Genomic DNA, 15,103 nt, shown 5'->3' on the forward strand with positions numbered 1-15,103 from the left:
AGGGGAGATCGCCGATCCCCCCCTTCTTGGTTTACCCGGCAGGTTACTGTCCCAGGCTGGCCTGAGAAGCTGGCTGCTGCGGACTGTCAGCCGTGATTGCATTCATGAAGGCTATCAGCGCTTCCGCCTCCTGATAAGTCAGGTTCAACGGGCGTATTTTTTCCGACAGTTTCGGATAGTTAGGATCATATTTGCTCCAACCAAACGGCGCATTGCTTGCCATCCCTTCCGAATACATCGAAATGACACCATCCATAGTGTGAACCAAGCCATTGTGGAACCACGGACCCGTATTCATGACATCACGCAAAGACGGTGTTTTGAATTTACCGACACTTTCACTCTTACCGTCAACGTTATATTGGCCTAAGTCTTCATAAAACGCTTTATAGTAAGTCAGCCCCACATTTTCGAATGCGTGATTAGTGAGTTCCGGTCCCATGTGGCAGTTCGCGCAGCGACCGTTACGACGATAAATATCCAGCCCCCACAGCTCCTGATCACTCAGCGCATCGGTATTGCCCAGCGGAGCCTGTTTAACAAACCGGTCAAGCTTACTCTCGTTACTTACAATCGTACGCTGGAACGTGGCTAATGCCATTCCCAATTGCTCTGCAGTAATAGCCCCCTGATTAAACACGGCATCAAATTGTGCAGGATATGTCGGATGGGCATTTAGTCGCTCAACCAGGCGGGGCAATGTCTCTGCCATCTCCAGAGGATCCTGGATCGGCATCAACGCCTGTTGTTCCAGATCTTTTGCCCGGCCATCCCAAAACAGAACCGGTAAAAAGGCGCTGTTCACCACTGTTGGCGCATTACGCTTACCACGCTGTCGGTCATGGCCGATCGAGACTTCCAGGTTATCCGTCCACCCCTTTTGCGGGTCATGACAGCTAGCACAGGAGACATCCTGTGCCCGGGAAAGGAACGGGTCAAAGAACAGTTTTTTCCCTAGCTCAACCTTACTGGCCTGATACGGATTGGAATTTGGAAACTCGGGCAAAGGCATTACACCAAGCTCCTGATACTCAGACATATCATCCACAAACGGTGCCGGCCAATTCTCCGGAGAGGTCGCATAGTCTAGCCGCAGCTTGGTCATATTCGGCCTGCCATGGTTATTGACAGAGCGGGGATCCTCCGTCGCCCTTGGCTCAAACTCCGAGGCGATCAGCAATAATTTCGCCCGCTGGTTTGGAGCCGCCGCAACAGGCGTCAGCGAAGGTACATGTGGCAATGATAACGTCGCATACCCTGATTTTGTCGACACCCAGTAGTTACCCGCCTCGGGCTGGTTTAGCGATGCCTGATACAGCAGTTCAAACTCACCGCCATCAACTTTCTGATGCAGTAATAATGCAAGCTCTTCCTGAGAAGGAACGCGCCAGTCGCCACGTCCACACTGCTGCAAAGCATTCACCTGCTTCACCATCTCATCCAGGGTACAGGTGGACTGCTCGCAATGGCTGACACTGGTTTCGAGCGCAAAAGTATGTGCCGTATTGGTGATATCACTATTGCCCGGTGTCAGCCAATAAACATAAGAAAAGCGGCCGTCACGCAAAAACAAGTTATCACGCACCAAGCTACGCATATCGTCCAGGCAGCGCCATGGGCTCTCTTGATAGCTGTTTTGCTGCAGCGCTCGATCGATAGGCAGCCCTTGATCATTCAACCGTATAAAGCTGGTTGCTTCCGACTGCGGCTCCACCTGTTGATTAGGCAGAGAAGGGTCGCGGTATTCGCCGCTGACCAGCATGACCGAGGCTGGCTGGCGTTTATTCTGGTTTGAAACGCTGTTGCGCTTAGTCCCGAAGCTATAGCGATGGGCAAGGTTATCGACTTGCTCATCACTGGCATCTGTCGCTAGCCAATAATATTCAAACCCGACATCAGCAAAAAAATAAGGGTCTATAGCGGCCTGATTCCGGTCGAGTGCAAAGTCCTGTTCGCTGGTGAGGTTTTTCATCTCATAAGCGAAAGGCAAACGCCAGTCGCTCTTGCCGCACCATTGGTTCTGGTTTGCATGGGCAATAAGCGCATCGGTATTGCATTCACCATCACCAAGAAAGCACTGTGCCCCAAGGTGCGGCAAAGTCGCATCCCAATCTTTCCAGGCAAACGTCTGCTGATTGGGCTGGGTTGTTGTCGCCCAGGTCACCCCCAGATGCGTACTGGTATCTGTCACACATTGCCATGTCTTTCCAGAAGACGGATCGTTGACCATGCTTTGGGTGAACCGTGGCGTACTCTGATTCACCCGTAGCAACCAGTTGATCACAACCACATCATCATTACCGACCAACTCAAGCCGAAAGGCATCGGCCCCCGTTTCCGCCTGAGGTGCCTGATATTCAAGCGCTCCGCCATTAATCACTACCCGACCAAACTTCGGCGGTTCAATAACACGCAATGTCTGATCACTTTTCAACTGATACTTGTAGGTAAACACACCACCCTGCGTCACCTGTGCTTTCGGTGAACGATCCAGTTGTTGTAACTCAGGCGTCGATGTTGACGTGGACGGTTGTGTCGACACGGGTGCAGAATCACTACCGGAACCATTGCAGGCAGAAAGCAGCAGAGACGCTGCAATAGATGCAGCGCCCAATGTTAAAGAGGAAGACTTCATGGTTGTACAGCCGAAGTCGAAATCAGACGAACACGATAAAGAGAAGCATTGCTTTCACCACTGCTGTCGGACCATTCACTTTGGAAAGCAACGGCCATATGCTTGCTATCCGGGTAATAGTTATCCGCTGTTTGTGTCCAGTAGTAGCTGTTCTCTTCAACCACGGTGTCAGCAAAAATAGTGTTCACATAGCCGGCACGGTAAGACATGCCTTCCATGTTAAACGCAAAAGAATCAATCAGGATCGACTTAAGCTCAGATTCCGTCGGCAGACGCCAGTCATTACGGCCACACAGTGTATTGGCATTAATGGTATCGACATAGGCAACGGCTTGGTCATAGCTCATTAATGGACCTGCTTTATCAATTCGCTGCCAAAGAATCTGAGTATTGGGTACCTCAGTGGCGAAGAATTTGTCCCGGCTACACGCCCACTCAGCAGCATCCTGATCCTGCAGAGGCTGCCCGGAAACACCCAGCTTGGTAAAGCGACTCTTCCACTTGCTGTCTTCATCACCTTTGGCATTTACTTCAGCTTTCAGTGGCGCCGTGATTCCCCCGATAGTATTTTCAGCGTCATCAGCAATCACGCTGCCACTTACCAGCATCGAAAGACGCGGTTCGTTGGTTGAGCGCGGAGGCATCCTTTCATCAGCAAAGTCGCTGCCCATCCACATCACATAGGCATCGCCGACGGTTGCGTTAGATCCTTGCCAATCGCCCTCAACAGCATTGCTATCATGCCCATTCGGGTATTGCGTATAGCTGCTGCTCCAGTACGCTTCGTCATAGTTGGCATCAACATACGGGAAGAAAAAACTGTCGACAGGCGAAAGGCGCTTATTATCGTCCAGCATGTCGTTGGTCAAAATTGTTTTCCACTCGTTACGGGTCGGCAGGCGCCAGTCTGACTTTCCACACAACTGCTGGCTATTGGCGGCTGCAATCAGGTTATCGGTATTACAAACCGTATTCAGCCCACAAGCTGATTCAGAAAAATCGCGATTGTTAACGACACGATCGCCCCAATAATAGGTTGAATCAAAAGCAAACTCACCGTTGGCCTGCAATACCTGCCACGTCAGGTTTGAGCTGACATCCTGCACGCATGACCAATCGCTGGTTTCCATTGTCATCACTTGCTTGTCTTCCGCCAGCGCTGTGCCTTCAGCATCCAGCTTGACGAAGCGGGTCACCACAGTGTTATCGCTATTCTTATGAAGAGGCAGCACGTAACCCGTCACCTGATAATTCGTATTATCAATTTGGTATTTAATTTCAAAATGATAATTGTTGGCAGATGCTAAGCGGTGTGTTGATGTCGTGTCAGCGGCTTTAGCAACCGTGTTTTTGCTTACCGTCGATTTGGCCTGAGCTGCTGATGTCGAAGCGGTAGGTTGGAACACAAAGCGCCCTGATGTCTGATCAACATAGGCCTTACCAAAATTGGTAGTGATATTGGTAACTTTTTGAGCGGTTTGAACAGAAACACCCGGCGCATCAAAAGTAACTTTGGACGCATCGACAAACTGAATACTCTTGCTCGACAACTCCACCTTTTGATCTTGGGTTGCCTGGTTTTGTCCTTGACTGACTGGGTTAGCAGCACTACTTGTCGAGCTTGAATTGCAGCCTGTGAGCAAGGCAGCAGTCAATAATGCTGATAATTTATTGTATTTCATCGTTATATTTCTATTTTTTATAAATGGACGGCGATACTACAAGTGACAAAAACCAAATACAAATATAAATGCGAATTATTTGCATTTGATCGGTGAGTGGTTTTTTAGGCAGATTACAACACAATGACTGTCAGAAATGGCTGACAATAACTGGTAAGGAAAGAGGATTTTTGTATAAGGGGTTAAGTCGATAGACTCGGTACTGTCTGGACAAGTTTGTCTTACATACGGACAAATGAAAATAATTCTCAACAAATCACTTGCAATCCAAATGAGAATGGTTATTATTAACCCGCGCTCAGACAAGAGGAAATTTATTCATCTTCTTGCTCTGAGAGCACGACATTGCTCACATTGCTTCCAGTGTACTTCAGCTCCGGTTGAAAGTTTTTAGTGTAGGGCTAGAAACGAATTACCACTTCTGCTGAGCGGCTCTCTTGCCAAAGTAAGAGCCGCTTTTTTCTATTCAACGCCAGTTACTTTTCAAGGTCATAGACAACGTAACCTTTGTTATCCAAACAGCGGCGAAGCACTTTTGCCTGAACTTCTGTCGCGTCATTGGCCCCAGACAATGCGCCCGCACCACCTCCGATAGCCCCGCCGGCAAGGGCACCTGCCGCGACACCTGCCAACCCGTCTTCCAGGCCACCAACTACCGCACCTACCACAGCACCAGACGCCGCACCGTTTTGTGCCTCAACTTTGGCCGACTCGGCTTTGTCGACGCTCTCGGCATACGACTGACAGTATGAAAAGTCCTGTTCATATTGCGCCGGATCGACATTAGTCATATCGACTACCGGCTTTTGCTGGTACGCACAGGCTGATAATAAAGTCGCAATCGTAGAGGCAATAAGGAGCTTTTTCATGGGTATCTCTCTTTGTTGAATTCGGTACGGAACATCTTGTTCGGGTAAACTCGGTCAATAGAGACAAATGTACAGTGTTTTATATTTTATTCATAACATATCTTTGTCTGCGTTTGTCGCCAACAATACAAAGCCATACATTGTGACGGTAATATCGGGACGACTCATTAAACGGCTCGATGAAATATAAGCCTTGTGCACATGGAGAAACACTCTTATTACCCTCTGCGCATACTTCAATCGGTGAATATTCGTTACTATAAAATTCAGCCACCATAACAGCATAAATACAATTACACTTGTTATTAGTGGAGTAAAACACATCTAAAACAATGTTAAATCAGCACTTTACATTGCACTTAGTTTGCCAGACTCAAATAATAGGAATTCAAGGATAGGAAATGTCCGATATAAAAACGCTTGGTGAATTCATCATCGAGAAACAAAATGACTTCCCCCATGCCAGTGGTGATCTATCATCGCTATTAGCTTCAATAAAATTAGCGGCCAAGATTGTAAACCGTGAGATCAACAAAGCCGGGTTGATGGATATTACCGGCGCGGTGGGCAAAGAGAACATCCAGGGAGAGCAGCAACAAAAGCTCGACCTTTTCGCCAATGAAAAATTCAAAGCCGCCCTCGAGTCCCATGCCCAGGTATGCGGCATTGCCAGCGAAGAAGAAGATGAAGTTGTCGTTTTCAGCAAAGAGCAAAACCGCAACGCCAAGTATGTGGTTCTGATCGACCCCCTGGATGGCTCTTCTAACATTGATGTCAATGCTTCAGTCGGCACGATATTTTCTATCTATCGCCGCCTATCACCGGTTGGCAGTCCCGCAACAGAAGAAGACTTTCTCCAGCCGGGCAATTGCCAGATTGCTGCAGGCTATGTCATTTACGGTTCTTCTACCATGTTGGTTTATACCACCGGGAAAGGGGTTCACGGCTTTACCTATGATCCATCTCTGGGCGTTTTCTGTCTTTCCCATGAAAACATCCAGATCAGTGAACACGGCAGTTGCTACTCTACCAACGAAGGCAACTATATCCGCTTCCCAACTGGCGTGAAGAAATACATCAAGTACTGTCAGGAAAATGTCCCTGAGGATAACCGTCCGTATACATCGCGCTATATCGGCTCGCTCATTTCAGATCTTCACCGGAACCTGCTTAAAGGGGGAATTTACCTCTACCCAAGTACTGCGGCCTACCCTGAAGGTAAGCTCCGTCTGCTCTATGAATGCAATCCGATGGCTTTTATTATGGAGCAGGCAGGCGGTAAAGCGTGCAATGGCGCAGAGCGGATCCTGGATATTACGCCAACCTCATTACATCAAAGAATGCCTTTCTTTGCCGGCTCTGGTGCGATGATTAACACACTAGAGCAATTTCTTGCCGAACCAGAACCTACTGCGCAGCCATAAACTCAGCCCCTGCTAACAGCTATTCTTACTTAGCGCCTTATTTCTGAAAAGCAGCCCCCGGTAACACCATCTGGTCTTTCCGGAGGCTCCACGCTCAGTAGCTATGAGCAGACTATATTTATCTCATCGCCCTTCCTGGCGCTTGGCATTAAGATAATCGGAATGGCCTTGGATGTCGGCGTATCGCTCAAATCGCCTTTGCCATCAATGGCCACCAAAGGGTTCGTTTCCGGAAAATAAGCGGCAATGTTGCCCGGCGGAATATCATAAGCTACCAGCTTGAAGCCATAGATCTTACGTTCGATACCATCAGGCCAGAGTGACTCGACATCCACCAGATCATTGTTGTTCATACCGAGAGCTGTAATATCACTGGCATTGATTAGCAGCACTTTACGTTCACCAGAGATCCCGCGATACCTGTCTTCAAACCCATAAATCGTCGTATTGTACTGGTCGTGCGAGCGCATCGTCTGTAACACAAACACCGGATCCTGGCTCAGTTCACGTAAGTTCGCAGGTAGCAGATGCTGCGGAAGGGGATGACGCATAAATTGCGCTTTCTCCGACGGGGTCTGCCATCGACGTTCGGCTGCGCTATTGCCCAGATAGAACCCGCCGGGCTGTTTAATTTTCTCATTGACGCCAGTAAACCCGGGAATGACCTCGGCAATTAACACCCGAATTCTGTCATAGTCCTCAATGAGCCAACTCCAGTCTACAGGTGCCTTGCCAAGAGTGGCTTCGGCGATCCCGGCGATAATCGCAGGCTCGGAGCGCATCTCCGCCGTATCACTTTCTACGACCCCGGCAGAAGCGTGAACCATGCTAAATGAATCTTCAACCGTTACACTCTGTGGCCCGGTAGCCTGCATATCGACATCCGTCCGCCCCAGACAAGGAAGGATCAGGGACTCTTGCCCGGGGATCAAATGGGTCCGGTTCAGTTTGGTCGCAATATTCACGGTCAACAAACAATTGGAAAGCGCCTGCTGAGTTAACGAGGTATCTGGAGTGGCAGCCGCAAAGTTACCTCCCAAGCCGATAAACACCTTGCTCTCCCCTGCCAGCATTGCCTTAATCGCACCAACCGTATTATGGCCGTGCTCAAGCGGAGGCTGAAAGCCGAACACTTCAGATATCTTGTCCAAAAAGTCCGCACCGGGTTTTTCATTTATCCCCATGGTACGGTCACCCTGTACATTACTGTGCCCTCGCACAGGGCAAAGGCCAGCCCCGGGCTTACCCAACTGGCCAAATAGCAATTGCAGGTTGGCAATTTCCTGAATAGTGTTCACCGAATGCTTGTGCTGTGTAATGCCCATCGCCCAGGTAATAATGACGTTATTCGCCTGTCGGTATGTATCGGCAGCCTGCTCAATCTCAGCCCGTGATAGCCCAGCCTGCTCAGTAATGGCTTCCCACGGTGTTGCCTCAACGGCGCTCAGATACGCCTCGACACCCCGGGTATGTTCGTCAATGAACGCCGGGTCAAAAATCGAGGCCCGCCCGGCTTCACGCTCGATTTTATCGACCGCACAGAGTGCTTTTACCATCCCGCGTACCACAGCCATATCTCCACCCAGCTTGGGCGTGAAATAGCTCTGGCTGATCTGGGTCGCCACACCCGTTAACATCTCTCCCGGAGACTGGGGGTTAGTAAAGCGTTCGAGCCCCCGCTCTTTTAACGTATTAAAGGTGACAATAGCTGCCCCACGGCGCGATGCATGACGCAAGGTATCCAGCATTCTCGGGTGATTCGTTCCCGGGTTCTGACCAAACACAAAAATAGCATCGGCATGGTCAAAGTCTTCGAGGGTGACGGTGCCTTTGCCAATTCCGATTGATTGCCTGAGTCCGATACCGCTGGCTTCATGGCACATATTGGAGCAATCAGGAAAGTTATTGGTTCCGAACTTTCTGACAAATAGCTGGTACAAAAAAGCGTCTTCGTTACTCGCCCTTCCAGACGTGTAAAATTCAGCCTGATTAGGGTGTTCAAGCGCTTTCAGGTGTCTGGCTATCAAGGCAAAGGCCTGCTGCCAGCTTATCGCTTCATAACAGTCTGTATTGCGGTTATATCTCACTGGGTGGCTAAGCCTGCCCTGGTACTCCAAAAAATAGTCGCTTTGCTGGGCAAGCCAACTCACAGGGTGCTGCCGAAGGAAAGCCGGGGTTACCCGCCGACTGGTGGCTTCCCAGTTCACCGCTTTAGCACCATTTTCACAAAAACTGATGCGTCCCCGCTCTTCCGCTTCCCCCCAGGCACAGCCGGGGCAGTCAAACCCTTTGTCTTGGTTGGTTTTGAGCAAGTTGCGCATATTACGGGCAACATTCTCGCTCTTGACCAAGTGCTTGGTCGTACTCAGCAAGGCTCCCCAACCACCTGCCGAACCGTCATATTTCTTTACCGTCATGCCGTTCTCTTACTGTTTGGTTAGGTTTAAGCGGAAAGCACCATGGTAGATATTGAATCCGCCGCTATGTGTAAACCCTATAAGCGTCAAATTGAAGCGTTTGGCCATATTGATAGCCAGATTTGACGGCGCGCCTGCTGCAACCAGCACCGAGATCCCGGCGACCAACACCTTCTGGACCAGCTCGAAACTAATACGGCCACTCAATAGAATCACGCTTCCATGCTGATACCGCTCAGGCACTCGCGCCATCTGACCTGTCAGCTTATCCAGCGCATTATGCCGCCCGACATCTTCACAGCTGAGCAGCAGCTCTCCTTTCGCATCAAACAAACCACAGCCATGGACGCCGCCCGTTGCCGCAAACATTGACTGGGACTGACGCAGCTTTTCGGTCAGGGAAGGAATAATATTGCCCGGTAGCCAGTGCTCTCGGGTATCTAGCGCCGGAATGCCGCGCAGCTCTAATGACTTAATGGAGGATTTGCCACACACTCCGCAACTGGAAAAGGACGTGGTATCCCGGCTGATCAATGACCAGTCAACAATCACCCCGGGGGCTAAAGAAACATGGATTTCATTGCTGGAAATTTCATCATGGTCCAATTGCTCATTAAACCCTGAAATATCACGGGCGGTTTTAATCACCCCTTCGGCCAGCAGCAACCCGGTAACGAGGTTATAATCATCACCCGGTGTCCGCATTGTCACCAGATAGACTCTGTCTTGCTCTTGGCCATGCTGATCGACATACAGCAGACGAATTTGGAGCGGCTCCTCCACGATTACCGAATCAATCGACAAGGTAACATGGGTGCCATGTATTTGCCGGCGCGAGCAGGTCGCGACACCTGGCGTATATAAGCTTGCCTGGTGCTGCCTTTGACTCTGTCTCTGTTGTTCGATGTTGCAGGCTGAAACTATATAGCTCACCCCATAATCTTCCTGATCGCTTTTCCGTCTAGCCATAGGCTTTCACTCTAAAGGTCAAAGAGATAGATCTGTTTTTCTCACCCTAACAATGTAATTTGAGTATAGGCACTCGCCATTGATATGGGCATTAGAGGTAAATCATGCTCAGGAAGTGGTGATAAATCGAATGGTTTATTTTTAACGTCTGATAAATTTCATTTATCAGTTAACTAAAAAACAGTAAGACGCGCTCTCTCGTTATTGAACGATATAACAGCAGGGAGAATAACAGATAGTGAAAGAGAAAAGGCTCACTGACAGAAAGTGAGCCTACTGAACGTTAGTCTGTGGCAAGCGCCTGCGGCACAATCAGCGTAAACCTCGCCCCACCAGTGTCACTCGCCCCGATTTCGACCTTGCCCTGATGGCGAGCCATAATCTGCGCCACGATTGCCAGGCCCAGGCCATGGCCGCCAGACTCGCGATCCCTGGCGGTACCGACACGGTAAAACGGCTCCAGAATTCGTTCTCTCTCATCTTGCGGGATCCCGATACCGTCGTCATCAATTTGAATATGCAACGTTTGCTCATGGCGAAAAACGCGGAGATCAATACACTGCTCGGCATAACGGGAAGCATTGCGGACGATATTCGACACCGCACGCGTTAATTGATAGACATCCACGGCGGCAGTTTCATCCGTTTGATAATCGATATTAATGGTAAGATCCGTGTCTTGGCGGCATTTAGATACTAGTTTATCCAGCCAATCGCTCACATAGGGCGAGGAAAGATTCAGGGGAATGGCCGCTCGCTCCATCTTGGCAAAATAGAGAAGCTCTTCAATCAACTGTTCCAGCTCGGCCATATCATCATGAATCCCGGCGACATAATGCAACTGTTCTGCCGATAACCCGGAATCTTCCAGCATTTCGAGCTGGCACTGGACCCGGAACACCGGAGTGCGAAGCTCATGGGCAACGGCATTGGTCAGCTGCTTATGACTAGTGATCAGAGCAGAAATTTTATCTGCCATCTGATTAAAACTACTGTTCAGACTACCAAGCCGATCACCCGGCTTTTCCGAGGCCCGGACGGCAAAATCCCCTTCGGCAAGTGCCAATGTGGTTTGCTCCAGCCCACGAAAGCGCCGAGACAAGATAATCAGCATTAACGCGCTGTAAATAGCAAACCCGGCATAAAAAAATATCCACAGTAACGTCTCGTCAAAATCCAGCTTCTGCCAGATCGGTTTGGATAGGTCAGGAAAAATCTTGTATACCTGATTCTCTTCTCCATATACAACGAAATAACTGTACGTGTCTTCAAGGTAAATTTGGTGAGCTTGCAGCTCATCAATGATTTCGCCTATAAGCTCAGGGCTCTCCCATGAATAAGCTATAAGGCTTAACTGATTTTCTTCAACATACTTGGCAAGAAGCTCATTGGCACGGCTCTGGCCTAAAGAATTAGCAACTTCATCCAGGATATTCACCACGCTGTGCACCTGATTAAATTCGATGACTTCCTCGTAATCCGGAGTCAGCTCCTGGGTGACATAAATATAACTAACAATACTCAGAAAAAAGAGCACTGCGACACCAATAAAAAACTCGCAATACAAGCGTTTCATTAACTATGGCCTACCAGCGATCAGGAACGAACAGATACCCTTTACCACGTACCGTGATTATTTTTCTTGGCAGGGCCGGATTGTCATTGAGCTTTTTACGCAGCGACACAATTTTATTGTCGATGGTGCGATCGAGACCGTCATACTCTATCCCTCGAGTACTTTTAACCAAAAAATCCCGAGACAATACCTCATCAGGGCGACAAGCCAGAAGCCACAACAGATCGAATTCACTGTCGGTGAGGCATATTTCCTCGTTATCGAGCAAGCACAGCTTACGTCGGCCGTTAAGGTGTAAGCTACCGTAACGGCACTCTGTTAGCGTACCGCCAGAGTCAGTTTCACTCTCTACAGGTACATCGCCAGTCGACATTTGAGGCTCATCGCCGCGACGCAGAAGCATGCGGATGCGAGCCAGTAACACTCTTGGTTTAATCGGTTTATTGACAAAATCATCGGCACCAATTTCCAGCCCGGCGACATGGTCTATATCATCATCACTCGCTGTCAGCATCAGAATTTTGCTGTTGACCAGCGGCCGGACGTTACGGCAAATAGTCAGGCCATCCACACCAGGCAGCATTAAATCGAGCACGACAAGATCGGGCTGGTGCTCAATAATCGTATCCGTAGCCAGGCTGCCGTCAGAAACGGTCACAACCTCAAATTGCTGCTGCCTAAAATAGTGCGCCAGCAATTCACACAGCTTGAGGTCATCCTCGACTAATACGATCTTTGTCATCTCATCCACCCAAAAATTAAACAGCGTTCAAAACCAAACTCGGTGAATTAAATACTGAAATAGCAACTTTATCAAGCAATAGAAAGCATCCCCCGCACAAATGTATAACCCTCTCACATTACAATGATGAATTCGTCATTCCACTTCAAAACAAGCAGCTTCTGTCACTACATTGACCATGTGGCCATTTCTATCTGTAATTGGAATAGCACTTTCTCAACACACCCCGCGCAGAAGACAACAATGAACAAGGTAACAGGCAAAATACGCGCATTCATACCAGCCCTGCTAACAAGCGTTTTGCTTCTACCCGTTCCGGCGATACCTGTTGCTGATCCGATACTTGTAGCGCTTCAGGGTTGCTGGCAGGGAAAGGCCATCAAAACACCCCGCGGGGCTTTACCCTACCCAATCTGCTTTGAGTTACAGCGAGACAGTTCACTCTATGGTGTGGCTGATTTGGATGTCTCACGCCATCATTGGCATTTCTCTACCCAAGAAGACAAAACGCAGCTAAGGTTTCTCTCGACCTTTGCCGGTAATGACACGCCGATTTATCTATCGGCGAGCCATACAGCGACCGAGCACATGATTTTCGAAGCAGACAACAGCCGCTATTTGAAGGTTCGGATACTGCAACAAGAAGAAAGGACGTACCGTTTTACCATCGAGGTAAAAGGCAAAGAGCATGTCATTATTGTGCTGACTCAGAAAGAGAGATGATACCTGGCAGCGCTCACTGAGTAACAGTGAGCGTTGTGCTATCGGGTAAAGATTAATCAGGCAAACCAGCCAGTAACAAGATCACGGCTTGGGACACTGCCCTTGTGAACAACCTGCTCGTCAATCACCACGGCAGGTGTCGACATCACTTGGTAAGCCATGATCTGCGCCATATCCTGAACCTTCTCGATCTGGATATCGATATTGAGTTCATCGGCAACCGCCTGGATCAGATCGGCAGTATTACGACAGTTAGCACAGCCAGAACCAAGTACTTTGATTTTTTTCATTGTATTTTCCTTATAGCATTAGAATGAAACGATATTGAATGTCCACCCGACAAGGGTGAAAGCCACCAGCAAGACAGCAAACAGTGTCGCCAGCAGTTTCCACTGCATGACTTGCTTGAGCAGGATAAATTCAGGGAAGCTGGCAGCGACGGTACTCATACAAAAAGCGAGCGTTGTTCCTATCGGCAGGCCATTGACAATTAAGCTTTCCATTACCGGGATCACCCCGGTGGCATTGGAATAGAGCGGAATACCCAGCATAACGGCAGCCGGCACTGACCACCATTGGCCATCACCTAGGTGAGATTCAATCCAGCCATCAGGTACAAAGCCATGCAGTGCCGCGCCAAGGCCGACACCGATGATCACCCATTTCCATACCCGGCCAAAGATATCCGCGGTTTCCTGCCGGGCAAACTGGTGACGGTCACTCAGGGTCAGGGCCTTCCTTTGCGGCTCATTCGATTCGAACGGTTTATCCCGGCCCTGTTTCAGTGCATCAGCGGCAAAAGACTGTAGCCATCGCTCTGCTTTGATGGCATCAAGAAATACGCCGCCTAGCATCCCGACGGCCATACCGACCAGAATGTACAGCAGAGTAAATTTCCAGCCCAGCAACCCCATCAGTAGTAATACCGCCACCTCATTGATTAATGGCGAGGTGATCAGAAAGGCCATGGTGATACCCAGCGGGATCCCGGCCGAGCTGAAACCAAGAAAAACGGGAATACTGGAGCAGGAACAAAAAGGCGTGATGGCACCAAACAACGAGCCCAGCATATACCCGAACCAGCGACTTTTACCGGCCAGATAATCTCTTACCCGTTCGACATCCAGTGACGCACGGATCACCGCGATCAGATAAATCATCACCACCAGCAAAGCAAAAATTTTGGTGACATCTTCAACAAAGAAATGCAACGCATCACCTGCTTTGGTGGCAGCAGACAGCCCAAGTAAATCAAACACCAGCCAACTGGCAAAATCGGAGAAAATCTGAAACATGCCTACAGCTCCCGTGACCATGTGCGGCAGGGAGAGCAGGTAATGAGAGAAAGTGTCATTACATCGTCCTTACAAAGTTACCTCGTTATTTGCAAAGACGATGAAAGCATCAAAAGGATGCAGATTTTTTTAGCTTAATATTCGTTTTTTGGATCTCTTGGGGTAAAACAGCAAACCCTGTGATACTCATCAAGCTTTACCTTGCACGACTGACTGAGCTGTCGCCGTAGCTTCTGCCGGGCACGTTGCAACCGGGACTTGGTCGCCACCAGCGTCATACCATGGCGCTCGGCGTATTCTTTCTGGGTCATTCCCCGAATATCACAAGCTTTGATGATCTCGCTGTCTTTTTCCTCCAGCTCACTCAGTACCCGAGGCAGGCATTGAGTCAGGCTATCAATGACCTCGGTATCATGCAGCTCCTGCTCAACATCCAAGTCATCAAGCGGAACAAACCGACGCTGGCGAACCTGATCAATCACCAGGTTATTTGCCACCCTGAACAGCCAGGCCTTGGCATTCTCTATCTCACAAAAATCCTTTTTCTTGCTCATGGCACGCAAGAAGACTTCATGGAGCAAATCTTCGGCCAGGGCGTCCTCGTCGGTATGCTTATATAGCCAGGCTAATAATGAATCCTGATGTGCCCGCCATGCCTTCATCAAACACGGCGCAACTGAATGAAAAGAAAGATCTGCAGATTCCGTGACACTAATTCCTGTACGCATTCCGCTACTCATTCCGACGCTCTCCTCACCGCTATCACCACTC

General features: G+C 49.3%; 12 protein-coding genes. 2 read left to right on the forward strand and 10 right to left on the reverse strand.

Annotated elements, in window-relative coordinates:
* Window positions 1–43: 43 nt before the first annotated feature.
* From BIT28_RS13280 to BIT28_RS13290, 3 genes are all read right to left on the reverse strand, one after another.
* A complete protein-coding gene (locus BIT28_RS13280) occupies window positions 44–2,635 on the reverse strand; it encodes a cytochrome c peroxidase (RefSeq protein WP_075764429.1) in 2,592 nt (863 codons plus the stop codon).
* Entirely contained in the window at window positions 2,632–4,317 is a 1,686-nt protein-coding gene (locus tag BIT28_RS13285; protein ID WP_075764431.1) for an Lcl domain-containing protein, read from the reverse strand. Before BIT28_RS13285 ends, BIT28_RS13280 begins: the two co-directional genes overlap by 4 nt.
* Before the next feature lie 476 nt (window positions 4,318–4,793).
* Window positions 4,794–5,186 carry a glycine zipper family protein gene (locus tag BIT28_RS13290; RefSeq protein WP_075764433.1) on the reverse strand — a complete coding sequence of 131 codons (393 nt, stop codon included), beginning with the start codon at window positions 5,184–5,186 and terminating at the stop codon, window positions 4,794–4,796.
* A 401-nt stretch (window positions 5,187–5,587) separates the two neighbouring features.
* Between BIT28_RS13290 and fbp the strand changes: the two genes are divergently transcribed.
* A complete protein-coding gene (gene fbp / locus BIT28_RS13295) occupies window positions 5,588–6,610 on the forward strand; it encodes a class 1 fructose-bisphosphatase (protein ID WP_075764435.1) in 1,023 nt (340 codons plus the stop codon).
* A 101-nt stretch (window positions 6,611–6,711) separates the two neighbouring features.
* Here the strand turns inward: fbp and BIT28_RS13300 are convergent, their stop codons facing one another.
* The 4 genes from BIT28_RS13300 to BIT28_RS13315 all read right to left on the reverse strand — a co-directional run bounded on the left by BIT28_RS13300 (window position 6,712) and on the right by BIT28_RS13315 (window position 12,323).
* On the reverse strand, window positions 6,712–9,027 hold the full coding sequence (locus tag BIT28_RS13300; protein WP_075764437.1) for an FdhF/YdeP family oxidoreductase: 2,316 nt from the start codon (window positions 9,025–9,027) through the stop codon (window positions 6,712–6,714).
* Window positions 9,028–9,036: 9 nt separating this feature from the next.
* A complete protein-coding gene (gene fdhD, locus BIT28_RS13305) occupies window positions 9,037–9,996 on the reverse strand; it encodes a formate dehydrogenase accessory sulfurtransferase FdhD (RefSeq protein ID WP_075764439.1) in 960 nt (319 codons plus the stop codon).
* A gap of 283 nt (window positions 9,997–10,279) precedes the next feature.
* Window positions 10,280–11,572 carry a HAMP domain-containing histidine kinase gene (locus BIT28_RS13310; RefSeq protein ID WP_075764441.1) on the reverse strand — a complete coding sequence of 431 codons (1,293 nt, stop codon included), beginning with the start codon at window positions 11,570–11,572 and terminating at the stop codon, window positions 10,280–10,282.
* A gap of 10 nt (window positions 11,573–11,582) precedes the next feature.
* Entirely contained in the window at window positions 11,583–12,323 is a 741-nt protein-coding gene (locus tag BIT28_RS13315; RefSeq protein WP_425439632.1) for a response regulator, read from the reverse strand.
* A 234-nt stretch (window positions 12,324–12,557) separates the two neighbouring features.
* On the opposite strand from BIT28_RS13315, the gene BIT28_RS13320 reads away from it, so the two are divergent.
* Window positions 12,558–13,037 carry a hypothetical protein gene (locus BIT28_RS13320; protein WP_075764444.1) on the forward strand — a complete coding sequence of 160 codons (480 nt, stop codon included), beginning with the start codon at window positions 12,558–12,560 and terminating at the stop codon, window positions 13,035–13,037.
* Between the two features lie 56 nt (window positions 13,038–13,093).
* Here the strand turns inward: BIT28_RS13320 and BIT28_RS13325 are convergent, their stop codons facing one another.
* The 3 genes from BIT28_RS13325 to BIT28_RS13335 form a co-directional block, all read right to left on the reverse strand.
* Window positions 13,094–13,327: a thioredoxin family protein gene (locus BIT28_RS13325; RefSeq protein WP_075764446.1), complete on the reverse strand. Its 234-nt coding sequence runs from the start codon at window positions 13,325–13,327 to the stop codon at window positions 13,094–13,096.
* An 18-nt stretch (window positions 13,328–13,345) separates the two neighbouring features.
* Window positions 13,346–14,332, reverse strand: coding sequence for a permease (locus BIT28_RS13330; protein ID WP_075764448.1), 987 nt, complete (start codon window positions 14,330–14,332; stop codon window positions 13,346–13,348).
* Between the two features lie 134 nt (window positions 14,333–14,466).
* Window positions 14,467–15,072 carry a sigma-70 family RNA polymerase sigma factor gene (locus tag BIT28_RS13335; RefSeq protein ID WP_245823692.1) on the reverse strand — a complete coding sequence of 202 codons (606 nt, stop codon included), beginning with the start codon at window positions 15,070–15,072 and terminating at the stop codon, window positions 14,467–14,469.
* Between the last annotated feature and the right edge of the window lie 31 nt (window positions 15,073–15,103).

This window comes from Photobacterium proteolyticum (genome assembly GCF_001939735.1).
Lineage (GTDB): Bacteria > Pseudomonadota > Gammaproteobacteria > Enterobacterales > Vibrionaceae > Photobacterium > Photobacterium proteolyticum.

Coding starts and splice junctions, on each gene's coding strand:
- fbp (WP_075764435.1), top strand. CDS start 5,588: ATGTCCGATATAAAAACGCTTGGTGAATTCATCATCGAGAAACAAAAT.
- BIT28_RS13335 (WP_245823692.1), bottom strand. CDS start 15,072: ATGAGTAGCGGAATGCGTACAGGAATTAGTGTCACGGAATCTGCAGAT.
- BIT28_RS13325 (WP_075764446.1), bottom strand. CDS start 13,327: ATGAAAAAAATCAAAGTACTTGGTTCTGGCTGTGCTAACTGTCGTAAT.
- BIT28_RS13280 (WP_075764429.1), bottom strand. CDS start 2,635: ATGAAGTCTTCCTCTTTAACATTGGGCGCTGCATCTATTGCAGCGTCT.
- BIT28_RS13290 (WP_075764433.1), bottom strand. CDS start 5,186: ATGAAAAAGCTCCTTATTGCCTCTACGATTGCGACTTTATTATCAGCC.
- BIT28_RS13310 (WP_075764441.1), bottom strand. CDS start 11,572: ATGAAACGCTTGTATTGCGAGTTTTTTATTGGTGTCGCAGTGCTCTTT.
- fdhD (WP_075764439.1), bottom strand. CDS start 9,996: ATGGCTAGACGGAAAAGCGATCAGGAAGATTATGGGGTGAGCTATATA.
- BIT28_RS13300 (WP_075764437.1), bottom strand. CDS start 9,027: ATGACGGTAAAGAAATATGACGGTTCGGCAGGTGGTTGGGGAGCCTTG.
- BIT28_RS13320 (WP_075764444.1), top strand. CDS start 12,558: ATGAACAAGGTAACAGGCAAAATACGCGCATTCATACCAGCCCTGCTA.
- BIT28_RS13285 (WP_075764431.1), bottom strand. CDS start 4,317: ATGAAATACAATAAATTATCAGCATTATTGACTGCTGCCTTGCTCACA.
- BIT28_RS13330 (WP_075764448.1), bottom strand. CDS start 14,332: ATGTTTCAGATTTTCTCCGATTTTGCCAGTTGGCTGGTGTTTGATTTA.